The sequence below is a fragment of the Stenotrophomonas sp. TWI1183 genome (assembly GCF_039673115.1).
Taxonomy (GTDB): domain Bacteria; phylum Pseudomonadota; class Gammaproteobacteria; order Xanthomonadales; family Xanthomonadaceae; genus Stenotrophomonas; species Stenotrophomonas maltophilia_AA.
The window spans coordinates 65,820-90,989 of sequence record NZ_JBDJKZ010000006.1; the positions used below are offsets into that span (position 1 = coordinate 65,820).

Sequence of the window (25,170 nt, forward strand, 5' to 3'; positions counted from 1 at the left end):
CGGAGGATGCGGCGATGAAATACTTCTCGCTGGTCTGGGCACAGCTGTTCCGCAGCAAGACCCGCACCCTGCTGACCTTGCTGTCGGTGGTGGCGGCCTTCCTGCTGTTCGGCATGCTCGATTCGGTCCGGGTGGCCTTCAACTCCGGTGGTGACACCATCGAAGGCGCCAAGCGGCTGGTGGTGTCCTCCAAGCTCTCGATCACCCAGAGCCTGCCGCTACGGCTGCTGCGCGACATCGAAGCCACTCCGGGCGTGCGCAAGGTCAATTACGCGATGTGGTTCGGCGGCATCTACCAGGACCAGAAGAACTTCTTCCCGAGCTTCTCGGTCTCGGACAACTACATGGACCTCTACCCCGAGTTCGAGCTGCCGCCCGAGCAGGCCGAGGCGTTCAAGAACACCCGCACCGGCGCGCTGGTCGGTGAAGCGCTGGCCAAGCGCTTCGGCTGGAAGGTCGGCGACACCATTCCGATGCAGGCCACGATCTTCCCGCGCAAGGGCAGCAACGACTGGCCGCTGGAGCTGAGTGGCATCTACCGCGCCAAGGACCGCAACAACGCCGGCGCGGAGAACCAGCTGCTGCTGCACTGGAGCTACTTCGACGAGTCCAACGATTACATCAAGAACCAGGTCAGCTTCTACACCGTGCAGCTGGAGAACCCGGCGCATGCCTCGCGCGTCGCCCAGGCGATCGACGCGCTGTCGCTGAACTCCGACCACGAAACCAAGTCGCAGACCGAAGCCTCGTTCTCGCAGGCCTTCGCCAAGCAGTTCGCCGATATCGGCCTGATCGTCACCGGCATCATGGCGGCGGTGTTCTTCACCCTGGTGCTGCTGACCGGCAACACCATGGCCCAGGCGGTGCGCGAGCGCATCCCTGAGCTGGCGATCCTCAAGACGCTGGGCTTCAAGGACGGCACGGTGCTGGTGCTGGTGATGGTCGAGTCGGTGCTGCTGATCGTGCTCGGTGGGCTGATCGGCATGGGCCTGGCCTCGATCGTGATGCCGGTGATCAGCGCCAGCAGCCAGGGCATGATCAGCCTGCCCGGCGTGCCGGCGCAGACGTGGGTGATGGCACTGGCCCTGATGGCGGTGATCGGAATCGTGGTGGGCCTGCTGCCGGCATTGCGCGCGCAGCGGTTGAAGATCGTCGATGCACTGGCCGGGCGCTGAGGAGACCACCATGAACAAACAATGGATGTGGAACGTACTGACCGTGGTGGTGCTGCTGGTCGCCCTGGTGGTGTGGATCGTGCTGCCGTGGTGGATGGTGCTGGCGATTGCCGTGCTGTTGGCCGCCTGGCTGGTGCTGACCCGCAGTGGCCGGCTGTCGCTGGCGGCCGCGCGTATCGGCATCGCCAGCCTGCCGCAGCGCTGGGGTGCCTCCTCGGTGATCGTGGTCGGCATCGCCGGGGTGGTCGGGGTGCTGGTGGCCATGCTGGCGATGGGCGATGGCTTCAAGGCCACCCTGGAGCGCAGCGGCAGCGATGACGTGGCGATCGTGCTGCGCGGTGGCTCGCAGGCGGAAACCAACTCGGTGATCATGCGCGACCAGGTCCCGCTGATCGAGACCCTGCCCGGCGTGGCCCGCGGCAGCGACGGCAAGCCGCTGATCTCCGCCGAGCTGTCGCAGGTGATCAGCCTGCTCTCGCGCAGCGACCACAGCGATACCAACGTGCAGTTCCGCGGTGTCGGCGAGCAGGCTTGGGCGGTGCGCGACAACGTGCGCATCATCGCCGGCCGCAGGTTCAAACCGGGCCTGCGCGAGATCGTGGTCGGCAAGGGCGCGCAGGCGCAGTTCGAGGGCCTGGAGATCGGCAAGACCCTGCAGCTGGGCAAGCAGGAATGGACGGTCGTGGGCGTGTTCGCTTCCAACGATGTGCACGAGTCGGAGCTGTGGTCGGACACGCAGACGCTGTCGACCACGTACAACCGCAGTGCCTACCAGTCGGTCAACGTGCGTACCGAAGGGGCGGCGGGCTTCCAGCAGTTCAAGACGGCCATGGAGGCCGACCCACGCCTGAAACTGGATGTCGAGACCACCCGCGACTATTACCGCAAGCAATCCGGCGGCCTGAGCAAGCTGATCAGCATCCTGGGCACGGTGATCGGCGCGATCATGGCGATCGGCGCGGTGTTCGGTGCGCTCAACACGATGTATGCGGCCGTGGCCACGCGCGCACGTGAGATCGCCACCATGCGCGCGATCGGATTCCGCGGCGTGCCGGTGGTGACGGCGGTGATGCTGGAGACGATGCTGCTGGCCCTGCTGGGCGGTCTGCTCGGTGGGCTGGTGGCGTGGCTGGTGTTCAACAACTACACCGTGTCCACGCTGGGCAACAACTTCAGCCAGGTGGTGTTCCAGTTCCAGGTGTCCCCGCAGCTGCTGTGGACGGGCCTGAAGTGGGCACTCGGCATCGGTCTGGTCGGCGGCCTGTTCCCGGCACTGCGCGCGGCGCGGCTGCCGATCACCACGGCATTGCGCGAGACCTGAGCGATACGTTTGAACAACGCGCGTGCGCGTGATCGCGCACGCGAAATAGCAAGTCTGGAACCGCACTTGCAAGAGTGCGGTTCTTTTTTCGTGCGCGCGTGTTCACTGCACGTTTAGCTGTCGATCGCGTGGCTGTACGCGCGCTGCGACGACACGCCGCACGCACTCAAGTTGCCTCGCGCGTCGCCGCTATTGCTGCCTCGGCCCACCGCGATGGTGCTGTTTTCTTCACGCTGCACGACGATGTGAAAAAGGTTTCGTCTGAATGCGTGGATTTGTCAGCAATCGTTCATTTAAAGCGCTTTTTACGCTTTCAAATGAAAGTAAAAATTTTGAAAAGTCATTAGACTCCCGCCCCCCACGTCGTGGTGTGTTGTTCCCCACGCCGCCCGAACGGGCGAATGTTTTTACAGAGAAAGAGAAACGCACGGATGTATTTGAAGACCAATCCGCTGCGCAACGCGATCGCCATCGCGCTTGTCGCCAGCTGCAGTGCCCCCGCCTTCGCACAGAGTGCCGATGACGGCACCACCAACCTTGATCGCATCGAGATCACCGGCTCGCGCATCCGCCAGGCCAGCGTCGAGTCCGCCCAGCCGGTCGTCGCGCTGAATCGCGCCGAGATCGAGAAGAAGGGCTACGTCAACGTCGCCGACATCCTGCAGGACGTCACCGCCGCCGGTTCGCCGAGCATGAGCCGTGCCTCCTCGCTGGAATCGGGGCGCGACTTCGGCGGCATGTACGTGAGCCTGCGCAACCTGGGCCCGGAACGCAGCCTGGTGCTGATCGATGGCCGCCGCATGGGCGTCAGCGCCGGCGGCTACTCCGATCTGGCCTCGATCCCGTCCTCGATCGTGGAACGCGTGGAAGTGCTAACCGACGGTGCCTCGGCCCTGTACGGCTCGGACGCCATCGCCGGCGTGGTCAACATCATCACCCGCAAGAACTTCGACGGCGCGGAAGTCAGCGCCTACGTCGGCCAGTACAGCGAAGGCGACGGCCAGAAGACCGCCTACAGCGCGACCTTCGGCAAGACCTTCGACCGCGGCTGGGTCACCGTCGGTGGCGAGTACACCGACGAAGATCCGGTCCTGGGTGGCGAGCGTGAGTTCACCGCGTACCCGAACGGCCCGCGCCACACGGCCGACGGCCTGAGCGGCGTCACCCCGTGGGGCTACGCGACCGTGGATGGCAAGAACCTCAGCGTGGGCCCGGGCGGCGATCCGACCCAGCTGGGCAACTTCACGCCGGCCGACAAGGCCAACGATGCCAACACCAAGACCAACATGAGCCTGCTCACCGGTCTGCAGCGCAAGTCGGTGTTCGCCAACGGTGGCTTCTCGATCACCGATGACCTGCGCCTGGTCGCCGATGCGCTGTACAGCGAGCGCGAGTCGAGCAAGCAGCTGGCCGGCTACCCGTACCAGAGCACCGGTTCGCGTGCGCTGCTGTCCAAGGACAGCGCGTTCAACCCGTTCGGCCGTGACGTGGCGTTCGCGCACCGCACCGAAGAACTGCCGCGCGGCACCGAGAACAACCTGACCACCAAGCGCGCCAGCCTGGGCCTGGAAGGCAGCTTCGACACCGGTTCGCGTTACTGGGACTGGAACGTCAGCTACATGTACAACCGCAATGAAGGCGAGCGCATCGGCACGGGCAGCATGTACCAGCCGAACGTGAACCAGGCCGTGGGCCCGTCGTTCATCGATGGCCAGGGCATTGCCCATTGCGGCAGCGTCGGCAACGTAATCGCTGGCTGCACCCCGTGGAACCCGCTGGCCCCGATGGGTTACACCGGTCCGGGCTCGATGAGCAACCAGGACGTGCAGGACTTCCTGTTCACCCGCTTCACCGACAAGATGCAGAGCACCACCAAGGTGGCCAGCGCGAACATCTCCGGCTCGCTGTTCAGCCTGCCGGCCGGTGACATCCTGGGTGCACTGGGTGTCGAGCACCGCAGCGAAGAAGCCAGCTACTCGCCGGACCTGATGGTCCAGCAGGGCCAGATCGCCGGCACTACCGGCCAGCCGACCCAGGGCGACTACTCGCTCAACGAGGTCTACCTGGAACTGCAGGTCCCGCTGCTGGCCGACATGGCCTTCGCCCGCGAACTGTCGCTGGACATGGCCGGTCGCTACTCGGACTACAACAACTTCGGCGCGACCACGAACACCAAGTTCGGCCTGAAGTGGAAGCCGATCGACAGCCTGCTGGTGCGCGCCACCTACGGCACCGGCTTCCGTGCACCGACCGTGGAAGATCTGTACGGCGGCACCACCAGCACGCGTGACTCGTACACCGATCCGTGCGACACCACCTTCGGCGCGGCCGCCAACAACCCGCAGGTCCTGGCGCGCTGCCTGGCCAACGGTGTCCCGGCCAACTTCCGCCAGCTCGCCGCTGACGGCACCGCCGCGACGGTACCGGGCCAGCAGGGTGGCACGGACTTCAGCTCGGGCTCCAACGCCGCACTGAAGCCGGAAACCGCCAAGACCTGGACCGTGGGCGTGGTGTACAGCCCGGAGTTCGTCTCGGGCCTGGACCTGAGCCTGGACTGGTGGAAGATCCGCATCAACGACGTGATCGTCGGTGAGTCGGCCACGGACATGCTCAACCAGTGCTACGTGCTGGGCGTGGACGCCGCGTGCGACCGCTTCACGCGTGCCAAGTCGGGCCGCACGATCGGCCAGGTGAACGGCCTGGACCGCACGCTGTTGAACGCGGGCTACCAGGAAACGGCCGGCTATGACCTGTCGATCCGTTACCGTCTGCCGGAACTGGCGATCGGCAAGTTCGCGGTCTCCTGGAACACCACGTACGTGGATTACCTGGAGCGCAAGAACGACAACGTCGACACCACGCCGGTGCGTCAGTACACGGGCTGGGAAGGCAACTTCCGCGTGCGTTCGAACCTCAATCTGGACTATCAGTACGGCAACTTCGGCCTGGGCTGGACGGCGCGTTACTACTCCAGCATGAAGGAGAACTGCGCTTACACGACGGAGTGCAGCAATCCGGGCTTCAGCTCGGCCTATACGGGCCAGCAGGGCATCAACAAGGTGGGTTCGAACACGTTCCACGATATCCAGGTGCGTTATGTGCTGCCGTGGAATGGCACGGTGTCGATGGGCGTGAACAATGTGTTCGACCATCAGGGTCCGATCATGTACAGCCAGCCGAACAGCAGCTTCACGTACTACGGTGGGTTCGATATCGGCCGTTACATGTACATGAAGTACCAGCAGCGTTTCTGATCGGGTTCGCCTGATCAACCCTTTCTGATCTGCGGCTTACTCTCTCCAAGCCGCTGAGTGGAAGTAAGACGGCGCCTTCGGGCGCCGTCTTTTTTTGCGCTGCCGTTTTTGAGCGATGGCTTCTGGAGCTCTGGCTTTTAGAGCAACAGCCTTTAGAGCAACAGCCTTTAGAGCAACAGCCTTTAGAGCAACAGCCTTTAGTGCTGGGCTAGCCCTGGCTTGGGCGGGCACGGGTGGGTTGTCGGGACCCGCTGCAAGTACGTCCATGTAAGCTCATATGCCGCCAACCAAGGCGGCAAATGGTCCCGCCAACCCACCCGTGCCCACCCTTTGACAGTGGGCTGGTGCGCAATGGAAAAGCGGCACTGCGGCTGCGGCTTTTGATCTGCTCTGCTCTGCTCTGCTCTGATCTGCTTTGATCTGATCTGCTTTGATCTGCTCTGCTTTGATCTGCTCTGCTTTGATCTGCTCTGCTTTGATCTGCTCTGCTTTGATCTGCTCGGCGTTGATGAGCCCTGCGTTGATTGGTTTGGCTTAGCTCTACTGACCTTTAGTCGGCCTGTTCAACAAGCCTCCGCCTGGCTACAGCTCGCTCAACCCTGCTGCCTGCGCGCTGTCTTGGCTGAGCTTCCACCGGCGTTGCCCCACCGAATCAATACGCCGCTCGGCGCTGCAGAAATGGCGCCGCAGTGCCAGACCGCCCTTGGCTTTACCTAGGCCACCAGCCAACTGTCGGAGGCGGGGTGTGGGTGGGTGCGCGGGACCATATGCCGCCATGGATGGGTTCACGGCGGGTCCCGCGCACCCACCCACACCCTGCCCAGCCAGCCATCCCCGCAGCCCAAGGCTTCAAGGCTTCAAGGCTTCAAGGCTTCAAGGCTTTTCAGCCTTTCAAACCCCCAACCCGCGACCGCCAAACACCGTCGCCGATGAACAGCAGCAGCCCGGTCCAGATCGCGGCGAAACCCACCGCCTTCGCCGTATCGAACGGCTCGCGGAAAAAGAACACGCCCAACAGCAGGCCGATACTCGGCGCGATGTACTGCAGGATCCCGACCAGCGACAGCGGAATCCGCTTTACCCCGTACGCAAACCCGATCAACGGCAACGCCGTCACCGCACCACCGAAGATCAACAGCGCATCGTTGCGCCAGCCCCAGCCACTGAAGAACGCCCCGCCGTGCCCGTTCTCGCTCCACAGCGCGAACCCGATCGCCGGCAGGAACAGATACAGACTCTCCATCCCAAGGCCGGCCACCGGATCCACCGAGATCATCTTGCGCAGCAGCCCGTACAGACCGAACGAACAGGCCAGCCCCAGCGCGATCCAGGGCGGCGTTCCCGCATCGACGGTCAGCCATGCCACCCCGAGGGCCGCGCAGGCCACCGCGAGCCACTGCAGGCGGCGCAGGCGCTCTTTCAGCACCACCACGCCGAGCACCACGCTCACCAGGGGGTTGATGAAGTACCCCAGGCTGGTCTCGATCACGTGACCGGCATTGATCGCCCAGATGTACAGGCCCCAGTTGAACGCGATCGCCACGCTGCTCAGCGCCAGCGTCGGCAGCGCGCGCGGCTGGGCGGCGATGGCCTTCCACCAGCCCATCCCGTTGCTCAGCAGCAGCCAGGCCACCACCAGCACCGTGCTCCAGATGATGCGGTGCGCGATGATCTGCTGCGACGGCACCGCCTTGAGCAGGTGCCAGTAGACCGGCACCAGCCCCCACAGGGTGAAGGTGAAGGCGGTGATCGCGAAGCCGCGGCGCTGCTCCTGCAGGCTGTGTTGCGCAGGCAGGCTCACTTCGCGCGCGTCCGGGCCAGGGTCAGCACCACCACGCCGGCCAGGATCACCGCCATTGCCAGCAGGTCACGCCCGCCGAAATGCTCGTTGCCGATGATCACGCCCAGGATCACCGCGATCACCGGATTGACGTAGGCATAGCTGGCCACCAGCGCCGGGCGCACGTTGTGCAGCAGCCACACGTACGCGGTGAAGGCGACGATCGAGCCGAACATGCACAGGTAGGCGACCGCCAGCAGGCCATTCATGCTGGGCCAGGTGGTCGGGCGTTCGCCGCTGAGCAGGCCGAGCACGATGAGCATCGCGCCACCGCAGAGCATCTGCCCGGCGGCGGTCATGAAGGGGCTGGGCAGGTCCAGGCCGCGCGCCCAGATCGAGCCGAAGGCCCAGCCGATCGGCGCGATCAGCAGCAGGATCAGGCCCTGCGGCGAGGCGGTCAGGCTGCTGCCGGCGTTGAGCCAGACCACGCCGAGGAAGCCGATCGCAATGCCCAGCCACTCGCCGCGGCTGGCGTTCTGCCCGCGCATCGCGCCGAACAGGGCCATCCACAGCGGCACCGAGGCCACGGCGGTCGCGGCCAGGCCCGAGGACACCGTGCGCTCGGCCAGCACTACCATGCCGTTGCCCAGCACCAGCATGGTCAGGCCCATGATCGCCAGGTTGCGCCACTGGCGCCGGGTCGGCGCGGGCGAGCCACGCCAGCGCAGCACGGCGTACATCAGCGAGCCGGCGATGATGAACCGGCCACCGGAGACCATCGTCAGCGGCAGCGCGCCGCCTTCCAGCGCCAGCCGGATCCCGAGATAGGTGGACCCCCAGACCACGTACACCAGCAGCAGCGCCAGGACGACCAGGCCGCTGCGGGGAGCGGCCGACGGGGATTCGGGTAGAACGGCCATGGGCCACCACGGTACGGGGGAACCCGGATTCTAGGCCGTTGCCGATGGCGCGGCACCCCTTGTGCTGGCACGCTGATTTCACCGGGCCGCCGCGTGATGCCTGACACGCACCCGTTTTTGACGTGCGGTAAGGTAACAAGAGCAATCAACGCTTCCCAGCCAGGACCCCTACCCTGCATGAGCACTTCCGTCCCCGCCACCGCGGCACACCCCGAACGGGCCGCCCTGCGGCGCTCCATCTCCAACACCCTCAAAGGCTCGGCCGGCAACCTGGTCGAGTGGTATGACGTCTACGTCTACTCGGTCTTCGCGGTGTACTTCGAATCCCAGTTCTTCTCGGCCGCCGACAAGAACTCCACGATGTATGTGTGGGCGATCTTCGCCGCCACCTTCCTGATGCGCCCGATCGGCGCGTGGTACTTCGGCCGCTTCGCCGACCGCTACGGCCGACGGCTGGCGCTGACGGTGTCGGTCACGGTGATGGCCGCCTGTTCGTTCCTGATCGCGATCACCCCGACCGCCTCGCAGATCGGCATCTGGGCGGCGGTGATCCTGCTGTTCGCGCGCCTCCTGCAGGGCTTCGCGACCGGGGGTGAGTACGGCACCAGTGCGACCTACATGTCCGAGGCCGCCATCCCCGGCCGGCGCGGCTTCCTGTCCTCGTTCCACTACGTCACCCTGGTCGGCGGCCACGTGCTGGCGCAGCTGACCCTGCTGGGCATGCTGACCTTCTGGGACAAGCCGGAGATTTCCGCATGGGGCTGGCGCGTGGCGTTCGGCATCGGCGGCATCGCGGCGATCGTGGTGTTCTGGCTGCGCCGGAGCATGGACGAATCGCTGCAGACCGATTCCATCGAAGCCGCACGCGATGGCCGCGCCAAGGCCTCCGGCTCGATGCGTGAGCTGTTCGTCAACCAGTGGCGTCCGCTGCTGCTGTGCTTCCTGATCACCGCTGGCGGCACCGTCGCGTTCTATACGTATTCGGTCAACGGGCCGAAGATGATCCAGAGCGCGTTCGCGGGCGATGACGTCATGACCGGCACGATGATCAACCTCGGCGTGCTGACCTTCCTGATGGTGCTGCAGCCGATCGGTGGCTGGCTGTCGGACATGGTCGGGCGCAAGAGCCTGCTGGTGTTCTTCGGCATCGGCGGCGTGCTGTACAGCTGGTACCTGATCACCGAACTGCCCAACCAGCACGATCCGTTCATGGCCTTCCTGGTGCTGGGCATCGGCTTCGTGATCCTGACCGGCTACACCTCGATCAACGCGGTCGTCAAAGCCGAGCTGTTCCCCACCCATGTGCGCGCACTGGGCGTGGGCTTCGGCTATGCGATGGCCAACTCGCTGTTCGGTGGCACCGCGCCGCTGCTGTACCAGGGTGCGCTGAAGACCGGCCAGGTCGGCATGTTCGCGGTGTACGTCACGGCGATCATCGCGGTATCGCTGGTGGTCTACATGTTCTTCCTGACCAACAAGGGCCCGAACTGGCTCGATGGCACGCGCAAGTAGGGGACGCGCCATCGCATACGCGCTGGCGCCCCACGCTTTGCTGCGCAAACCGCGGGCCCCTTCTTACCAACACCCAGACCCCCGCCACTACGCGGCCGCCTCCTGACTCAGGGGGCTTTGGTTTTGCTGGCGGATGCGGCGATCCCGCAATCCCCCCCTACATCAGCGGCGCGCGGACTCGGTCTTTTCACGCTCGGCGCGGAATTCAGAGCCCTCTTCCCACTGCGGCCAGCGACGGCTGTTGGCCAGTTCCGCGCCCAGGTCGTAGACCAGCAGGGTGTCGGCGGCGTGGCCGCTCGGGTCCCAGCCCGGGGTCCAGGCATCGCAGGCCTGGTGGTAGCAGGCGGCGAAATACGCATCGCGCAGCTCACGGCCCTTTTCGACGCCACCTTCGCGCATGTCCAGCCCCGGGCCGATGGTGATCGCCGGCACGCCGAGGCGGGCGAAGGCGAAATGGTCGGCGCGGTAGAAGAAGCCGGCTTCCAGGTTCGGGTCCGGCGAGTAGGTACGGCCCCGTGCCTTGGCCACGCGCTCCAGGTCCCCTTCCAGCGACACCCGGCCCTTGCCCCACGAGGCGATATCGCGGGTCGGGCCATCCGGGCTGAACATCTCGATGTTCAACACCGCAGCGGTCTTGTCGAGCGGGGCGAGCGGGTGCGCGGCGTAATAGCTGGCGCCGAGCAGGCCCTTCTCTTCCGCGGTCAACGCCACGAAATACAGCGTGCGCTGCGGCTGCGGGCCGGCAGCGAAGACGCGGCCCAGCTCCAGCACGGTGGCCACGCCGGTGGCGTTGTCGATCGCGCCACGACGGATGCGGTCGCCCTTGGCATCGGGCTGGCCGATACCGAACGCGTCCCAATGCGCGGAGAAGATCACCGCTTCATCGGCATGCGCGCCACCCGGCAGCTTGGCCACCACGTTGCGGGTGATCACCTGCTCGCGCTTGAGCTTGAAGTCGACCGAGAGCTGCGCATCGCCCAGGGCCACCGGCTTGAAGGCCGGGGTCATGGCGCGGCGCTTCTCGGCCTCGAAATCCAGGCCCGCGTCCCGGAACAGCTGCTCGGCCAGGCTGCGCTGCATCCAGCCGCGCACCGGTACGTGCTGGGCCAGGGCCTGCTCGCGGGTGCGTTCGATATCGAACAGCGGCGAGGTGCCCGAGCTCTTTACCGTGGCCCAGCCGTACGCGGCCGGCGCGGTCTCGTGCACGATCAGCACGCCCTGCGCACCGCGGCGTGCGGCCTCTTCGAATTTGTAGGTCCAGCGGCCGTAGTAGGTCACGGCCTTGCCATCGAACGCGCCCGGCTGGTCGGCCTCGAAATCGGCGTCATTGATCAGCACCACGGCGATCTTTCCGTGCAGGTCGACGTCCTTGTAATCGTTCCAGTGGCGCTCGGGCGCATCGATGCCGTAGCCGACGAACACCAGCGGTGCGTTCTTGATCGCCACCGCATCCTGCGGTCGCAGGCTCTGCAGGGTCACGTCCTCGCCATTGGCCAGGGCGCGCTGCTTGCCCTTCTGGCGCAGCTGCGCGCGCACCGGGCCATCGACCTGCGCGCGCACCATCGGCACCGGCTGCACCCAGCCGCCGTCGACGCCACCGGGCTGCAGGCCGTACTTCTTGAATTCCTCGATCAGGTACTGGACCGTGCGCTCTTCACCGGGCGTGGCCGGGGCACGGCCTTCGAACTCGTCCGAGGCCAGGATGCGCACATGCCGCGACAGGGCCTGCGGATCGATGCCGCCACCGGGCAGATCATTGGCGGCGTGGGCCAGGCCGCCCACGAACAGGCAGGACGACAGCAGCAGCATGCGCATCGGATTCACGGCAGACACCAGGACGAAAACGGGACACCGGAGTGTAACGTGACACCCCCGTGACCGTGCACTAGCGGCGATCGCGATCCAGCCAGCAGGCCAGGCCCTGCGCGTTGAGCTCGATGTCCATCGCCAGCACACGGGTCACCGCTTCGTCATCCAGCGGGCAGCCGTGTGCCTGCGCGCGTTCCAGGTACAGCGCGGTCAGCGCCGCCACCAGGCAGCGATGCCGGTCCGGGCGACCATCGCATTGGCGACCGATCTCGACCATCGCATCGATCTGCTCGACGAGATCCGCCGCCAGTTTCCGCGGCGGTGCCACCGGCCCGTAGTGGGTCAGGTACATGGCCTGCGGATCGTAGGACAGCATCTTCGCGATCGACTGCTTCAGCGGCTCGGGATCAAACTGGACAGGCGAAGAGGTCGGCACGATGAACGCGCCCTGCGCGCTGTCCAGCTCGCGGTAGGACAGCCCGAAGGTGTCGCCGGTGAACCAGCTGCGGCTGCGTGCGTCCCACACGCACAGGTGATGGCGCGCGTGTCCGGGGGTATCGATGCACAGCAGTGCGCGCCCGGCCAGATCCACGGTGTGGCCATCCTCGGCAATCACCACGCGCGCGGCGGGCACCGGCAGCACCGGGCCATAACTGCGTGCGATCTCGGCTTCGCCATAGACCTCGGTGGCCCCGGCGACCAGGCGGGTCGGATCGAGCATGTGCGGCGCGCCGCGCGGGTGCACGACCAGGGTGGCGTTGGGCAACTGCTGCATCAGCAGGCCGGCGCCGCCGGCGTGATCCAGGTGCACATGGGTCAGGATCAGCCAATCGACCTGCCCGGGCGTGCAGCCTGCGCGCGTCAATGCGGCGAGCATCGCGGGCACGGCCAGGCCGGTACCGCAATCGATGAAGGCCGCCCGGCCGTTCTCGACGATCAGGTAGGCTGCGTCGAAATCATCGCGCTGGAACGCGGTGTCGATCGTATGAATGCTGGGGTCGGAGTGCATCAACACATCCCTGGCACGAAACGCCCCCATCTTACGTCGATCAGTGCAGCGGCTTCGATGCGGCTTTGGTCGCAGTGGCGGCCAGCAGCGGTCCGCGCAGCAGCACCGCAGCGACCATCACCGCCAGGAACGCACCGTAGGCATAAAGCACCGCCAGTACCTGCCGCCAGATCGGCCCGGCATCGTTCTGGACCACGCCGATGTGGTGGCCCCACAGCATCGCCAGGATGCTCAGCACGAAGGCCAGCACCAGCGCGACACCATCGAACAGGCGGCGCGCGGTGCCACGCGGCTGGCGCGGGAACAGCCAGTACAGCGTGCCCAACAGCACGAACCAGGGCAGGAACAACAACAACGACAACCAGGCCATCGCAGTCTCCCGTGCAGGAACACGCCCCTGCGGCGTGCAGGGGCATCATGCCATAGCGGTTGCATCGACCCACGGTCGATGCCTGCGTGATGGAGCGTTCGCCTGGTTGCCGGCCAGCGGCCGGCACTACGTGATGCTGCGGTTGCCTGGTCGCCGGGCAGCGGCAGGCGTTACCCGCGCAGCGCCTGGAGTGCGGCCAGCACTACGTCGACCTCGGCCTCGAGCTTGAACAGCTCGCTCTGCAGCCCGTCGCCATGCTCGGTCTGCTTGAGCACGCCGATCAGCTGGCCGGCATCGCGCGGCGAATCGAAGCCTTCGCTCTGGATCAGCGGCGTGCCGTCACCGGCCTGCAGCTTGAAGTAGAAACGGCCGTCCTTCTCGCGGTACTGCTTGAACAGCGGCGGTGCGGCGCGCGCGGCCTCGCTTTCCTCGCTGGGCACGTCACCGGCCGTGGATAGATCGCGCAGGCCAACCGCATGGCGCAGCTCCTTGAGCAGCGGCACGGCGAACTGCTCGCGCAGTTGCTGGCCACGACGGCGCAGCAGCGCCTCGATCTTTTCCGGCTCGGCCATCAGCGCGTCATAGCGCTCGCGCAGCGGGGTGATCTCGCTGTCGATGCGCTCGAACAGCTGCTGCTTGGCATCACCCCAGCTGATGCCGTCGGCGAACGCCTGCGCGAACGCAGCGGTCTGTTCCGGGGTGGCGAAGGCCTGGTACATCTGGAACAGCGCCGAGCCTTCGGTGCTCTTCGGCTCGCCCGGCGCGCGCGAATCGGTGAGGATCGCGAACACCAGCTTCTTCAGCTCCGCGCGCGGGGCGAACAGCGGGATGGTGTTGTGATAGCTCTTGCTCATCTTGCGGCCGTCCAGGCCTGCCAGCGTGGCGACCTGCTCATCGATCACCACCTCCGGCAGCGGGAAGAATTCGTGGCCGTAGACGTGGTTGAAACGCTGGGCGAAGTCGCGCGCCATCTCGATATGCTGGATCTGGTCGCGGCCGACCGGCACGCGGTTGGCCTTGAAGATCAGGATGTCGGCCGCCATCAGCACCGGGTACATGAACAATCCCGCGCTGACCCCGGCGTCATCATCCAGCTGCTCCTCGCGGTTCTTGTCCACGGCCGCCTTGTAGGCATGCGCGCGGTTGAGGATGCCCTTGCTGGCGATCACGGTCAGGAACCACATCAGCTCGGTGGTTTCCGGGATGTCGCTCTGCCGGTAGAACCACACCTTGTCAGGATCCAGCCCGCACGCCAGCCAGCTTGCCGCGATCTCCAGCGTGGAGCGCTGGGTACGCTCCGGCTCCTGCGCCTTGATCAGGCTGTGCAGGTCGGCCAGGAAGAAGAAGCTCTCGATATCCGAGGCCTGGCTGGCGGTGATCGCCGGACGGATCGCGCCGACGTAGTTGCCCAGGTGGGGCGTGCCGGAGGGGGTGATGCCGGTAAGGACGCGGGTAGTCATGGGGAATCAATGCGGACAGATGAACCGCCCCAGTTTACCTGCCCGCGCTCGACCCCGTTCGCCGGGCCCGTGCGTTTGATCCTGCACCTGCCCTGCGGAGCCCTGCCATGAAACGCCTGATCCTGCCCCTGCTTGCCGTGCTGGCCCTCTGCGGCTTCAAGCCGGCGCCCTCTCTGCGCTACGACACCGGGCCCGTCCACCTGACCGTGATCGACCGCGACAGCGGCCAGGCCCTCACCCAGTACCGCCAGGGCAGCGAGCGCTGGGTGGCAGGGCAGCAGGGCCATCGCTACAGCGTGCGCCTGCGCAACGGCAGCGCCGAGCGGGTGCTGGTGGTGCTCTCGGTCGACGGCCTGAATGCCATCAGCGGCGAGGTGGCTGCCCCCGGCCAGACCGGCTATGTGCTCAACCCGTGGCAGACCACCGATATCCACGGCTGGCGCAAATCCTCCGACGAGGTCGCCCAGTTCGTGTTCACCGATCCGGACCGCAGCTATGCGGCCCGTACCGGACGCCCGGACAACATCGGGGTGATCGGGGTGGCGGTGTTCCACGAAGCCGGGCGGGTGTCCTGGGAAGCGGCGCCCGCGGTGGCCGGCGCGGCCGATGCCAAGGCACGCCCGCAGGCGCGCGCATCGACGATGGAGAGCGCACGCGTGACCGGTTCCTCGGCCCCCGCCCCCCAACTGGGCACCGGCCATGGCCAGCGCGAGGCATCGCGCGTGCGCAACACCGCCTTCGAGCGCGCCACGGCGTATCCAGCGCAGCAGCTGCAGGTCCGCTACGACAGTGAGCGCAATCTGAGGGCACGCGGGATTCTTCCACGGCGGAGCACACCACCGCGCGACGAGCCGCAGGCCTTCCCCGGCCAGTACGTGCCGGACCCGCCGCCGTACCGCGATCGCTGATCCCGGACCAAGCGCATGAAAAAACGGGCCGCTCTCGCGGCCCGTTCCGGTTTCAACCCCCGACGGCTGCGCCGTCGCAACGGATCACCCCTCAGTGGTAATCCGGATAATCCTTGCGCATGGCGGCTTCGAAGTCGCGGACTTCGGTTTCAGCACGGTCGCGTGCCCAGCCATAGCGTTCCTGCAGGCGTCCTGCGAGGTACTCGGCATTGCCTTCGGCCACCTTGAAATCGTCGTCGGTCAGGTCGCCCCACTTGGCCTGCGCCTTGCCCTTGAGCTGCGTCCACTTGCCGGAAATGATGTCTTTGTTCATGGATTCGCTTCCTTGATTGCAACGGCCATCTCGCCGTGGGACCAGATTGCGCCAGGGCGCGTTGCCGCACGGTCAAGCGGCGATGAAACGCATGCTCACGAGCTTGAATGATTCACTACGGCATCCGTCCGCACTGTCATCCAGCGGACATGAAAAAGGCCGGGAATTCCCGGCCTTTTCCGTTGACTGCTGATCCGCGGATCAGTTGCCCTTGGCAGCGTCTTCGACCGATTCACCGGCCTTCTGCACGTCCTTGCCGGCACCAGCAACGGTGTTGCAGCCGGACAGCATGGCCACCGAGAACATCGACAACAGCATCAGTGCGATAACACGCTTCATGGGGTTCTCCTGGTTGTTCAAATTCAATACCGAAATCCGGTCCCGCCTGTCAGGAGAGCACGCCAGCGCAGCTCCCCTTCCTGACCTGCAGTGCCGTGGGTCGAAACACACAGCGCCGCGTGACGTGCAATCTGGCTGGAGCGGCGTGCAGCGGATGTGAATGCAGGAAAACGCTGTTCAGCCAGAAGTTCTCAATCGCGCATCAGCGTCGATTTGCCGAACAGGCTTTCGACCAGATCCACCGCCAGTTCGGCCGTGGCATTGCGGTTGTCCAGCAGCGGATTCAGCTCGACGATGTCCAGCGAGCCCATGCGCCCGGTGTCGGCGATCATCTCCATCACCAGCTGCGCCTCGCGGTAGTTGACCCCGCCCGGCACCGTGGTGCCCACGCCCGGCGCGATGCTGGGATCCAGGAAGTCCACGTCGAAGCTGACATGCAGATGGGTGTTGGCATCGATGCCGGCCAGTGCCGCTTCCATGGTGCGCTTCATGCCGGCTTCGTCGATGTAGCGCATGTCGTAGACATCGACCTGGTGCTGCTTGATCAGGCGCTTTTCTTCCTGGTCCACCGAGCGGATGCCGATCTGGTGCACCTGCTGCGGGCGGATCGCGGGGGCGTCGCCGCCGAGCCGGGTCAACGCATCCGGGCCGAGCCCGCACAGGCAGGCCACCGGCATGCCGTGCACATTGCCCGACGGGGTGACCTCGCTGGTGTTGAAATCCGAATGTGCGTCCAGCCAGAGCACGCGCAGGTCCTTGCCCTGCTCGCGGCACCAGCGCGCGACCGCGGTGATCGAACCAATGCCCAGGCAGTGGTCGCCGCCGAGCATGATCGGCATCCGGCCGGCCTGCAGTTCGGTATAGGTGGCGTCCATCAGCGCGCGGTTCCAGGCGACCACCTCGTCGAGATGGCGATACCCCTGCACGGGTGCCGTCCACGGATTGCGCGGACCGTCCAGGTTGCCGAGGTCGCGCACCTCCACGCCCCGCGCGATCAGCGCATCACCCAGGCCCGCGATGCGCAGGGCGTCCGGTCCCAGACCCGCGCCACGGTGGCCCGCCCCGATGTCGGTGGGCACGCCAATCAGGGAAACCGGGGAATACATCGCCATCGCTGTTGCCTCCATTGCAAAGAGGAACAGCATAGCCAGCGCGAGGTGATACGACTCGCGGCGCTGCAGCAGCCGTCATCGACCGTGCAGCAATGGTGCCGGCACCCGGATTCGAACTGGGGACCTACCGCTTACAAGGCGGTTGCTCTACCAACTGAGCTATGCCGGCATGGGCATCGCGGCGGGACGACCCGTCGCGGAGCCGGGATTCTAGCGCACGCGCGCGCATTCCAGCGAGCGCTGCTGGGCTGCGCCGCTGCGCTGGCGTGCCGCGGCGGCCTCTGTACCCGCTGCCAGGGTCGCATCCAGCCACCACTGCGCGCTGCCATCGCCACCGCTGGCGACCATCTTCGCTTTGAAACCGGCCGCGCTCAGCGCCGCCAGGCGACGATCCGCGCCTTCCCGGTTGCGGTATTGGCCCAGCGCGATGGCATGGGTCTCCTCGCCCTGGGCAATGATGTAGTAATCGCTCACCCCGGCCGCAACGATGCGTTTGACCGTGGCCTGCGCCTCTTCCCGGCTGGCGGCGGGTGGCAGCAGCACCCGGTAACGGGTGGCGCCGGCATCGGCGACCTCGCGCAGCCGGGCCGTGCGCAGGGCACTGCCGGCGCGGGACTGCGCGGCCTGGGCCGTCGCGCGGTCGGCGAAGGGCCCCAGGCTGACGCATTGGGCGGGCGCGGCCGGCGGCGCGACCGGTGCCGGTGGGGCGACCGCCGGGGCGCCGGCGGGACCAGGCGCAACAGCGGGCGCGGTAGCTGCAGGCGCGGGCGCGGGCGTGGCAGCCACGGCGGGGGGCGGCGCTGCGGTCGTCGCCGGCGGCTCGGCCACCGGCACCGCGGCCGGTGTCACGTCCTGCAGCGCCGCCGTGTTGTCAGTCGGCGTCGCCGCAGCGGGGGGCGCCTGCGTGGACGGCAGCACTTCCAGCTGCGCCACGCCGACCGGCGAGGCCGGGGGTTCGCTGACCGGTTCGCCGCGCAGCAGCCACCACAGCGCGACACCGAGGTTGAGGATGACCAGGACGACGATCAGGGCACGGGTAAGCATCGGCTGATCCTAGCCTGCCGACGGCGGTTGATGCACGGCCCAGCGGGCCAGCCCGTCGAGCACCAGCGAAGGCTGGAATTCGGCATCGCCGAGCAGCGGCAGCAGGGCGGGTGCACCGCCCCCGTGGACCAGCAGGTGCGGCAGCGTGCCGAGCCGTTCACCGCCCTGTACACGGCTGCGTTCGATCAGCGCCACCGCCGCACCATCGCAGCCGGACGCCAGCGCATCGGCGGTGTCATTGGCGAACTCGCTGTAGTCGCCGCCTGCCGCAGGCAACTGCACCGCACGCGCATGCAGCGCTTCGCGCATGGTGGTCGGTGAGGCCGAGATGCGGCCACCGTGGTGCTGGCCATCGGCATCGAGCAGGTCGATCGTGAGCGCGGTGCCCACGCCGGCGATCAACACGGCCTGGCCCCGCGCCGCCACGGCCAGCAGCGCCAGATAGCGGTCCACGCCGAAGCGGCCGGGATCGGCATAGGCGATCCGCACTCCGGCGTACTCTGCTTCGGTGCGCGCCACGCGCACATGGCGGAAGCGCGCCTGCAGCACATCCAGCATGGCGGCGGTCAGCGAGGGCGCTGCGACGCTGGCGACATACGCGGTGTCACCCGACGGCAGCGCATCCAGTGCCGCGGCGGGCATCGCTTCGGCGCCATGCGGCCATGCCTGCACATCGCCCGCGCGCATGCCCTGCAGCGGCGCGAACTTGAAGCGCGAATTGCCCAGATCAAACAACCAGTCGCTCATTGCGCCCTCACGCTGACTTCGCCCGCATGGAAAACCCGTTCGTTGCCGTCGATGCGCACGCGCAGCGCGCCATCGTCGGCCAGACCCAGCGCCGTGCCGGCAAACAGCACGCCGCCCTCTTCCACCTGCACCTCGCGCCCGGCCAGGCTGTCCAACACGGCATAGCGCGCGAGGAACGGCGCAAGACCGTCCTGCTCGAACGCGTCCAGTGCCGGCAGCAGGACCGCGAGGATGCGTGCGACCACGGCGTTACGCGACGTCTGTGCGCCGGACAGCGTGTCCAGATCGGTCCAGGGCTGGGTGATCTCCGCGGCGAACGCGGCGGGCATGCGCACGTTGACCCCCAGGCCGATCACCGCACGCGCGGGCCCGGCGAACTCACCGCCGCCCTCGATCAACAGGCCGCCGAGTTTGTGTCCATCGACGACAAGGTCATTCGGCCACTTCAGCGCGACGTCGCGAAAACCCGCCTCGCGCAGCGCCTCGGCCACCGCGACCCCGGCGACCAGGCTCAGCCCGCCCAACCGCGACAGGCCACCGGCAAAGCCACGCAGCACGGAAAGATAGATATGCGCCGCCAGTGGCGAGGCCCAGGCCCGTCCGCGGCGGCCGCGGCCGCGTGTCTGGCGCTCCGCCAGCAGGACCATTGCCCCGCGCTCCGGCGCGCTGCAGCGCAGCAATTCACTGTTCGTTGACGCAACCGACCAGGCCACCTGCAGGGAGGCAAGCTGGCCCGAGGCCGGGCCCGGCAGCGCCGCCTGGATCGCCTCGGCGTCCAGCAGGTCCAGCGGCTGCTGCAACTGGTAGCCGTCACCGGCGCGTCCGTCGATATCGACGCCCGCCGCCCTAAGTCCTTGAATCCGCTTCCAAATCGCGGCACGGGTCTGGCCCAGTTCGCGCGCCAGCGCGTCGCCGGACAGGCGCCCGGCGCCCAGTTTGGCCAGCAGTTGGCGGTCGTCCACGGCAGCTTCCATCGGGTAAACGGGAAAAGTATGCGGGAAAGCCGCCGCCAGCGCCCGCCCGGGGCCTTCCAATCCCCCGGCGGAATCGGGCTAGAATCGGGAACTTCACCCGCCGCTGGATGTTGACGATGCGCCCGTTCGCCCATTGCCTGCTCCTCCTGATGGCCCCGCTGGCCGCGCATGCTTCCGATGCGCTCACCACGGCGGGTCGCGGCGCGTGTGTCTATTCGGCCAGTGAGAACGAGCGCAGTGCGCCGGCATCGGCATCTGCGTCCGCCGCACCCGCCACGGTCAAGCCCAGCGCCAGCAGCGGGACCAGCACCGGCGGCGGCGGCGATGAGGACGTGCTGCCGCGCCTGCGTGCGCCGAAGTGGCACAGCTTCCTGCCGGGTATGTTCCGCTGATCGAACGACTGTTGGGCTGGCTGCGCCGCACGCCACGCGAGATCGACCCCACCCTCTGGGACACCACCTGCCAACGCGCCGCCTGGCTGCGAAAGCTGGATGCTGCCCGCCGCGAACGCCTGCGCGCCCTGGCCGCCCGCTTCCTGCACGAGAAAACCATCAGCCCGGCCGCCGGACTGCAGCTGGACGACGCCGATGGCGTGCTGCTGGCCGCGTTGTGCTGCCTGCCGCTGCTGGAGCTGGGTGAGGTGGGTCTGCGCGGCTGGTCGCAGCTGATCGTCTATCCCGACGCGTTCCGCGTGCACCGCAGCCAGGTGGATGCCGCCGGCGTGCTGCACGAATGGGACGATGCGCTGATCGGCGAATCCTGGGACAGCGGCCCGCTGATCCTGTCGTGGGCCGACATCCAGGCCGACATCGCCGATCCCGAGGCCGGGTTCTGCGTGGCGGTGCATGAGATGGCGCACAAGATCGATGCGCTGGACGGCGCGATCGACGGCACACCGCCGTTGCCACGTGCGTGGCAGAAACAGTGGGCGGCGGATTTCCAGCAGGCCTATGACGCGTTCTGCGCTGCGGTGGACCGGGGTCGGGAAACGCAGATCGATCCGTATGCGTCCGAGGCGCCGGAGGAGTTCTTCGCGGTGGTCAGCGAGTACCACTTTTCCGCACCGGCGCTGCTGGCATGCGAGATGCCGGCGGTGGCCACGCATCTGCAACGGTTCTATGGTCCGTCGCCCCTGATGCGGTGAGGTGCGCCACGACCAACGGTCGTGGGCTACCTGTCCCGTGGGAATGCCGGGGTACGGGCCATCGGTAGGTACCGACCGTTGGTCGGTACGGCCTTTACGGCCCCGGCGGCAACTTCACTTCGAAGCGCGCGCCACCCAGCTCCGGGGAACGCTTCACCTGCAGCTCGCCGCGGTAATCCTTGATCAGATCCTGCACGATCGACAGACCGATGCCGTGGCCCTGCACGCGCTCGTCGCCACGCACGCCACGCTGCAGCACCTTGGCGATGTCCTCCGGTGCGATGCCCGGGCCATCGTCATCCACCGACAGCACCAGGCCGGCGCGACGCGCACCCGGTGCCGGCAACGGATGCGCGGTCAGCAGCACGCGGCGCTTGGCCCACTTGAACGCATTCTCCAGCAGGTTGCCGAGCAGTTCCTGCAGATCGCCGGGCTCGCCATGGAAACGCGCGGCCGGGTCGATGTCGAACTCGCACAGCACGCCCTTGGAGGCATAAACCTTCTCCAGGCCACGCACGATCTCTTCGGCGTTGGACTCGATCGGCAGCGGGGCGGAGAACAGCTTGTGGCCGGACGACGCCGCGCGCGCCAGCTGGTAGGACACCAGGTTGTTCATGCGCCGCAGCTGCACGTCGAATTCTTCGCGCAGATCCTCATCGCGCGCGCCGCTGTCGAGCTGCGTGCGCAGCACCGCGAGCGGTGTCTTCAGGCTGTGCGCGAGATCGGCCAGGGTGTTGCGCTGGCGCTCGAGGTTTTCGCGCTCGCTCTCGATGAAGGCGTTGATGCTGTCGGTCAGCGGCTCAAGCTCGCGCGGATGGCGTTCGCTCATGCGCTCGGTTTCACCGCGCTGGACCTTGGTCAGTTCGTTGATCACGCGCCGCATCGGGCGCAGGCTCCACTGCAGAATGACCGTCTGCAGCAGCAGCAGGATCAGACCGATGCCGCCGAGGTAGAACCACACCCGCCCGCGGAACACGCGCAGCTGTGCGCCGAGCGCGCGCGAGTCTTCGAGCACGTAGATGGTGTACGGGAATTCGGTGGCCGGGTCGGCGTCGGCATCCCAGACCAGGCCCATGCCATAGCGGTAGGCCGAGCCCTCGCTGCCGTCGATCTGGATCATCGGCAACGGGCCTTCGAAGACTTCCTGACGCGGGGCCAGCATGCCGCCGCCCACGGTCGGCAGCATCGGGCCTTCAGCGGACATGGAATTGCCCTTGCCGTCGGGCATCACGACCTGCAGATAGAGGCCGCTGCCCGGGACGTCGAAGCGCGGATCCGGCGGCTGCTCGCGGATGTACAGCGAGCGGTCGCGGGTGAAATCGATGCCGGCCGCATACGCGGTGGCGTAGTTCTTGAGCCGCTCGCGCAGGTTGGCCTTCGCGGTATCGGCGAAGGCGGCATCCAGCGCGTAGCCGGCCAAGGCCAGGAAGGCCACCAGGCCCACCGAGGCGGCCAACAGCTGACGCGCCTGCAGTGAGCGCGGCCGCCAGCGTTTAAAGAACCACAGACGGCCGGACATCATCTATCGCCAGCCGCAGCTCAGCCTTCGTTGCGCGGAATGGCGAAGCGGTAACCGCGGCCACGCACGGTTTCGATCGGCTTGAGTTCGCCGTCGGCGTCGAGCTTCTTGCGCAGGCGGCCGATGAAGACCTCCAGCACGTTCGAGTCGCGATCGAAGTCCTGCTGGTAGATGTGTTCGGTGAGGTCGGCCTTGGAGACCAGTTCACCGGCATGCATCATCAGGTACTCGAGCACCTTGTACTCGTAGCTGGTGAGGTCCACGTTGCTGCCGTTGACGCTGACCGTCTGCGCGGCAAGGTCCAGCGCGACCGGGCCGCACTCCAGCGTCGGCTTGCTCCAGCCGGCGGCACGGCGCAGCAGCGCATTGACGCGGGCCAGCAGCTCTTCGACATGGAACGGCTTGACGAGGTAATCGTCGGCGCCCTGCTTCAGGCCCTCGACCTTGTCCTGCCAACTCGAACGCGCGGTCAGGATGAGCACCGGGAACTTCTTGCCCTCGTCGCGCAGCGCCTTGATCAGTTCCATGCCCGACATCTTGGGCAGGCCCAGATCGATGATGCCGACGTCGAACGGTACTTCGCGGCCCATGTACAGACCTTCCTCACCGTCCTGCGCAGCATCGACGGCAAAGCCTTCGCGCTTGAGCCGGGCTGCCAGTGTTTCCCGCAGCGGGGCTTCGTCTTCGACCAGAAGGATACGCATGAACTCTCCCTAGTGTCCTGGGTATGGCCCCATGGGGCCAGTGGGTAATGCAGATGACTGCGGACAACTATCCCTGTTCAGGGGTTATCGCCGCGTAGTGATGACATATCCGAGCGCGGCGTGCGGGGCTGTGAACGCGATGTCGCGGGATCGTCCATATAACGGACGCGGCCGCGGTCATCCATGTACTTGACCCGGTTGATGTCGCGCCCGTCGAAGGGCACGCGCTCGGCGCCGAGGATGTGTCCACCGGTAGTCCGCTGCACCCGACGGACCGCATCGGACAGCGAGCGCTCCTGCGGACCACCGCGTTCGGCCGTGCGCATCATCTCGGCACGGGCCGCTTCCGGCGGCATCTGCGCCCACGCACTGGCGGAGGCAGCTGCGCCCGTCGCCAGAAGGGCGAAGGCAGCGATGCGGCGGTGGCGGGTCACGGAGAACATCGGTCTGATCCTAGCGGAGCGCGGCTAAACGTTCAAAAGTTGTGAATCGGCAACCGCCAGCCTGGGCCGGCGCTTTACGAATCTTTAGCGAATTCTTGGTTTTAGCCAGTGAATCCGGTCTGAACTTTTCCGGTTGCCTCCCCGCTTTGTTCATCTAAGTGAACATTGGCGGCCAAAGCGAGGCCCTTGTCAAGCTGACAGGGTGATGCGGTTCACGCCGCGACGCGTTCGGCCTGGGCGCGGGTCACCGCCAGCGCCTGGTCGATCAGGCTCCAGTCGGCCCCGACGCGATGCGAGCCTTCGCTCAGGATCTGGCGGAAGGCGCGCCCACCGGGTTGGCCGTGGAACAGCCCCAGCAGGTGCCGGGTGATGTGCTTGAGCGCCAGCCCGCGGGCCAGCTGGGCCTCGATGTACGGCTGCATGGCGCGCAGCAGCGCCTCGCGAGACTGCAGCGGGGCACCGGTCTGGGCCGCCTCCAGCTGATGCAGCACGTAGGGGTCGTGGTAGGCCGCACGGCCCAGCATCACCCCGTCCAGCGCCGGCAACTGGGCCTGCGCGGCCTCGACCGTGGCCAAGCCACCGTTGAGGACGACCTGCAGCTGCGGACGGTCGGCCTTGAGACGGCGCGCCCAGTCGTAGCGCAGCGGCGGCACTTCGCGGTTCTCCTTCGGCGAGAGGCCCTTCAGCCACGCGTTGCGGGCATGCACCACGAACATCGCGCTTCCGGCGTTGGCCGATTGATCGACGAAATTGACGAAGTTTTCGTAGTCGTTGTCGTCATCCACGCCGAGTCGGCACTTCACCGTCACCGGGATGTCCACTGCGGCGACCATCGCACCCACGCACTCGGCGACCAGAGCCGGCTCGCGCATCAGACAGGCACCGAAGCGCCCGGCCTGGACCCGGTCGGAGGGGCAGCCGCAGTTGAGATTGACCTCGTCGTAGCCCCACGCCTGCGCGATGCGCGCGGCCTGGGCCAGCAGGGCCGGATCGCTGCCACCGAGCTGCAGCGCAAGCGGATGCTCGCTGCCGTCGAAGCCGAGCAGGCGCTCACGGTCGCCATGGATCACCGCGTTGGCGTGCACCATCTCGGTATACAGCCGTGCACCCGGCGCCAGCAGCCGGTGGAAGTACCGGCAATGGCGGTCCGTCCAGTCCATCATCGGGGCAACGCAGAGCCGAATACCCTTGATTTCTTTAATTTTCATTGACTTATCAAGCATATAGGCATCTCTCTCTTTCCCGAATTTGCACCACTTTTCCCGCATTTTCCCAACCAGCTGTACCATTGGCGTACCACGGAGGGCGTGGTA

Annotated in this window: 24 protein-coding genes and 1 tRNA gene; 8 read left to right on the forward strand and 17 right to left on the reverse strand. The window is 66.7% G+C overall.

Annotated elements, in window-relative coordinates:
* Positions 1–14: 14 nt before the first annotated feature.
* The 4 genes from ABE434_RS07805 (at position 15) to ABE434_RS07820 (ending at position 5,750) form a co-directional block, all read left to right on the forward strand.
* A complete protein-coding gene (locus tag ABE434_RS07805; protein WP_346478423.1) occupies positions 15–1,175 on the forward strand; it encodes an FtsX-like permease family protein in 1,161 nt (386 codons plus the stop codon).
* Between the two features lie 10 nt (positions 1,176–1,185).
* Complete coding sequence (locus ABE434_RS07810) at positions 1,186–2,496, forward strand: ABC transporter permease (RefSeq protein WP_346478424.1); 1,311 nt, start codon at positions 1,186–1,188, stop codon at positions 2,494–2,496.
* A gap of 98 nt (positions 2,497–2,594) precedes the next feature.
* Positions 2,595–2,843 carry a hypothetical protein gene (locus tag ABE434_RS07815; protein WP_346478425.1) on the forward strand — a complete coding sequence of 83 codons (249 nt, stop codon included), beginning with the start codon at positions 2,595–2,597 and terminating at the stop codon, positions 2,841–2,843.
* An 84-nt stretch (positions 2,844–2,927) separates the two neighbouring features.
* A complete protein-coding gene (locus ABE434_RS07820) occupies positions 2,928–5,750 on the forward strand; it encodes a TonB-dependent receptor (RefSeq protein ID WP_346478426.1) in 2,823 nt (940 codons plus the stop codon).
* Positions 5,751–6,633: 883 nt separating this feature from the next.
* Here ABE434_RS07820 and rarD read toward each other — a convergent pair.
* Complete coding sequence (gene rarD / locus ABE434_RS07825; RefSeq protein ID WP_179460464.1) at positions 6,634–7,551, reverse strand: EamA family transporter RarD; 918 nt, start codon at positions 7,549–7,551, stop codon at positions 6,634–6,636.
* Entirely contained in the window at positions 7,548–8,450 is a 903-nt protein-coding gene (yedA, locus tag ABE434_RS07830; protein ID WP_179460465.1) for a drug/metabolite exporter YedA, read from the reverse strand. Before yedA ends, rarD begins: the two co-directional genes overlap by 4 nt.
* Positions 8,451–8,627: 177 nt before the next feature.
* Here yedA and ABE434_RS07835 point away from each other — a divergent pair, with 177 nt between their 5' ends.
* Complete coding sequence (locus tag ABE434_RS07835; RefSeq protein ID WP_176990148.1) at positions 8,628–9,962, forward strand: MFS transporter; 1,335 nt, start codon at positions 8,628–8,630, stop codon at positions 9,960–9,962.
* A gap of 162 nt (positions 9,963–10,124) precedes the next feature.
* Here the strand turns inward: ABE434_RS07835 and ABE434_RS07840 are convergent, their stop codons facing one another.
* The 4 genes from ABE434_RS07840 to ABE434_RS07855 all read right to left on the reverse strand — a co-directional run bounded on the left by ABE434_RS07840 (position 10,125) and on the right by ABE434_RS07855 (position 14,610).
* Positions 10,125–11,777: a M28 family metallopeptidase gene (locus tag ABE434_RS07840; protein WP_346478516.1), complete on the reverse strand. Its 1,653-nt coding sequence runs from the start codon at positions 11,775–11,777 to the stop codon at positions 10,125–10,127.
* 70 nt (positions 11,778–11,847) lie between these two features.
* Entirely contained in the window at positions 11,848–12,780 is a 933-nt protein-coding gene (locus ABE434_RS07845) for an MBL fold metallo-hydrolase (protein WP_346478427.1), read from the reverse strand.
* A 40-nt stretch (positions 12,781–12,820) separates the two neighbouring features.
* Positions 12,821–13,150: a hypothetical protein gene (locus tag ABE434_RS07850; RefSeq protein WP_346478428.1), complete on the reverse strand. Its 330-nt coding sequence runs from the start codon at positions 13,148–13,150 to the stop codon at positions 12,821–12,823.
* Positions 13,151–13,320: 170 nt separating this feature from the next.
* Positions 13,321–14,610, reverse strand: a complete 1,290-nt coding sequence (locus tag ABE434_RS07855) for a tryptophan--tRNA ligase (RefSeq protein ID WP_346478429.1) — start codon at positions 14,608–14,610, stop codon at positions 13,321–13,323.
* Positions 14,611–14,717: 107 nt separating this feature from the next.
* On the opposite strand from ABE434_RS07855, the gene ABE434_RS07860 reads away from it, so the two are divergent.
* Positions 14,718–15,518: a hypothetical protein gene (locus ABE434_RS07860; protein ID WP_346478430.1), complete on the forward strand. Its 801-nt coding sequence runs from the start codon at positions 14,718–14,720 to the stop codon at positions 15,516–15,518.
* Positions 15,519–15,609: 91 nt separating this feature from the next.
* Here ABE434_RS07860 and ABE434_RS07865 read toward each other — a convergent pair whose 3' ends face one another.
* The 7 genes from ABE434_RS07865 to birA all read right to left on the reverse strand — a co-directional run bounded on the left by ABE434_RS07865 (position 15,610) and on the right by birA (position 20,035).
* Positions 15,610–15,831: a CsbD family protein gene (locus ABE434_RS07865; RefSeq protein ID WP_019185523.1), complete on the reverse strand. Its 222-nt coding sequence runs from the start codon at positions 15,829–15,831 to the stop codon at positions 15,610–15,612.
* Positions 15,832–16,032: 201 nt separating this feature from the next.
* The gene (locus ABE434_RS07870) at positions 16,033–16,170 is read right to left on the reverse strand and encodes an entericidin A/B family lipoprotein (RefSeq protein WP_123731139.1); all 138 of its coding nucleotides are present in this window, start codon (positions 16,168–16,170) and stop codon (positions 16,033–16,035) included.
* 191 nt (positions 16,171–16,361) lie between these two features.
* The gene (gene rocF, locus ABE434_RS07875; RefSeq protein ID WP_179460470.1) at positions 16,362–17,282 is read right to left on the reverse strand and encodes an arginase; all 921 of its coding nucleotides are present in this window, start codon (positions 17,280–17,282) and stop codon (positions 16,362–16,364) included.
* 93 nt (positions 17,283–17,375) lie between these two features.
* Positions 17,376–17,451: transfer RNA gene (locus tag ABE434_RS07880), tRNA-Thr, on the reverse strand.
* A 41-nt stretch (positions 17,452–17,492) separates the two neighbouring features.
* Entirely contained in the window at positions 17,493–18,326 is an 834-nt protein-coding gene (locus ABE434_RS07885) for an SPOR domain-containing protein (protein ID WP_346478431.1), read from the reverse strand.
* Positions 18,327–18,335: 9 nt separating this feature from the next.
* Positions 18,336–19,073: a type III pantothenate kinase gene (locus ABE434_RS07890; RefSeq protein ID WP_346478432.1), complete on the reverse strand. Its 738-nt coding sequence runs from the start codon at positions 19,071–19,073 to the stop codon at positions 18,336–18,338.
* A complete protein-coding gene (gene birA, locus ABE434_RS07895) occupies positions 19,070–20,035 on the reverse strand; it encodes a bifunctional biotin--[acetyl-CoA-carboxylase] ligase/biotin operon repressor BirA (protein ID WP_346478433.1) in 966 nt (321 codons plus the stop codon). The genes ABE434_RS07890 and birA overlap by 4 nt, the downstream gene beginning before the upstream one ends.
* A gap of 128 nt (positions 20,036–20,163) precedes the next feature.
* Between birA and ABE434_RS07900 the strand changes: the two genes are divergently transcribed.
* Positions 20,164–20,439 carry a hypothetical protein gene (locus ABE434_RS07900; RefSeq protein ID WP_319209739.1) on the forward strand — a complete coding sequence of 92 codons (276 nt, stop codon included), beginning with the start codon at positions 20,164–20,166 and terminating at the stop codon, positions 20,437–20,439.
* Positions 20,406–21,191, forward strand: a complete 786-nt coding sequence (locus ABE434_RS07905; protein ID WP_346478434.1) for a M90 family metallopeptidase — start codon at positions 20,406–20,408, stop codon at positions 21,189–21,191. The genes ABE434_RS07900 and ABE434_RS07905 overlap by 34 nt, the downstream gene beginning before the upstream one ends.
* A 94-nt stretch (positions 21,192–21,285) precedes the next feature.
* On the opposite strand, the gene ABE434_RS07910 is transcribed toward ABE434_RS07905, so the two are convergent.
* From ABE434_RS07910 to dusA, 4 genes are all read right to left on the reverse strand, one after another.
* A complete protein-coding gene (locus ABE434_RS07910) occupies positions 21,286–22,710 on the reverse strand; it encodes a sensor histidine kinase (RefSeq protein ID WP_070474511.1) in 1,425 nt (474 codons plus the stop codon).
* Between the two features lie 20 nt (positions 22,711–22,730).
* On the reverse strand, positions 22,731–23,414 hold the full coding sequence (locus tag ABE434_RS07915) for a response regulator transcription factor (protein ID WP_019185514.1): 684 nt from the start codon (positions 23,412–23,414) through the stop codon (positions 22,731–22,733).
* Between the two features lie 77 nt (positions 23,415–23,491).
* On the reverse strand, positions 23,492–23,857 hold the full coding sequence (locus ABE434_RS07920; protein ID WP_176990160.1) for a hypothetical protein: 366 nt from the start codon (positions 23,855–23,857) through the stop codon (positions 23,492–23,494).
* Between the two features lie 212 nt (positions 23,858–24,069).
* Positions 24,070–25,065, reverse strand: a complete 996-nt coding sequence (gene dusA, locus ABE434_RS07925; RefSeq protein ID WP_346478435.1) for a tRNA dihydrouridine(20/20a) synthase DusA — start codon at positions 25,063–25,065, stop codon at positions 24,070–24,072.
* Between the last annotated feature and the right edge of the window lie 105 nt (positions 25,066–25,170).

Bases quoted from the DNA above. Each gene is read 5' to 3' on its own strand.
- rocF (WP_179460470.1), bottom strand. From the start codon at position 17,282: ATGGCGATGTATTCCCCGGTTTCCCTGATTGGCGTGCCCACCGACATC.
- ABE434_RS07885 (WP_346478431.1), bottom strand. From the start codon at position 18,326: ATGCTTACCCGTGCCCTGATCGTCGTCCTGGTCATCCTCAACCTCGGT.
- ABE434_RS07805 (WP_346478423.1), top strand. From the start codon at position 15: ATGAAATACTTCTCGCTGGTCTGGGCACAGCTGTTCCGCAGCAAGACC.
- ABE434_RS07850 (WP_346478428.1), bottom strand. From the start codon at position 13,150: ATGGCCTGGTTGTCGTTGTTGTTGTTCCTGCCCTGGTTCGTGCTGTTG.
- ABE434_RS07855 (WP_346478429.1), bottom strand. From the start codon at position 14,610: ATGACTACCCGCGTCCTTACCGGCATCACCCCCTCCGGCACGCCCCAC.
- ABE434_RS07900 (WP_319209739.1), top strand. From the start codon at position 20,164: ATGCGCCCGTTCGCCCATTGCCTGCTCCTCCTGATGGCCCCGCTGGCC.
- ABE434_RS07865 (WP_019185523.1), bottom strand. From the start codon at position 15,831: ATGAACAAAGACATCATTTCCGGCAAGTGGACGCAGCTCAAGGGCAAG.
- ABE434_RS07835 (WP_176990148.1), top strand. From the start codon at position 8,628: ATGAGCACTTCCGTCCCCGCCACCGCGGCACACCCCGAACGGGCCGCC.
- dusA (WP_346478435.1), bottom strand. From the start codon at position 25,065: ATGAAAATTAAAGAAATCAAGGGTATTCGGCTCTGCGTTGCCCCGATG.
- ABE434_RS07820 (WP_346478426.1), top strand. From the start codon at position 2,928: ATGTATTTGAAGACCAATCCGCTGCGCAACGCGATCGCCATCGCGCTT.
- ABE434_RS07845 (WP_346478427.1), bottom strand. From the start codon at position 12,780: ATGCACTCCGACCCCAGCATTCATACGATCGACACCGCGTTCCAGCGC.
- ABE434_RS07860 (WP_346478430.1), top strand. From the start codon at position 14,718: ATGAAACGCCTGATCCTGCCCCTGCTTGCCGTGCTGGCCCTCTGCGGC.
- ABE434_RS07915 (WP_019185514.1), bottom strand. From the start codon at position 23,414: ATGCGTATCCTTCTGGTCGAAGACGAAGCCCCGCTGCGGGAAACACTG.
- ABE434_RS07890 (WP_346478432.1), bottom strand. From the start codon at position 19,073: ATGAGCGACTGGTTGTTTGATCTGGGCAATTCGCGCTTCAAGTTCGCG.
- ABE434_RS07910 (WP_070474511.1), bottom strand. From the start codon at position 22,710: ATGTCCGGCCGTCTGTGGTTCTTTAAACGCTGGCGGCCGCGCTCACTG.
- ABE434_RS07920 (WP_176990160.1), bottom strand. From the start codon at position 23,857: ATGTTCTCCGTGACCCGCCACCGCCGCATCGCTGCCTTCGCCCTTCTG.
- ABE434_RS07870 (WP_123731139.1), bottom strand. From the start codon at position 16,170: ATGAAGCGTGTTATCGCACTGATGCTGTTGTCGATGTTCTCGGTGGCC.
- yedA (WP_179460465.1), bottom strand. From the start codon at position 8,450: ATGGCCGTTCTACCCGAATCCCCGTCGGCCGCTCCCCGCAGCGGCCTG.
- ABE434_RS07810 (WP_346478424.1), top strand. From the start codon at position 1,186: ATGAACAAACAATGGATGTGGAACGTACTGACCGTGGTGGTGCTGCTG.
- ABE434_RS07840 (WP_346478516.1), bottom strand. From the start codon at position 11,777: ATGCGCATGCTGCTGCTGTCGTCCTGCCTGTTCGTGGGCGGCCTGGCC.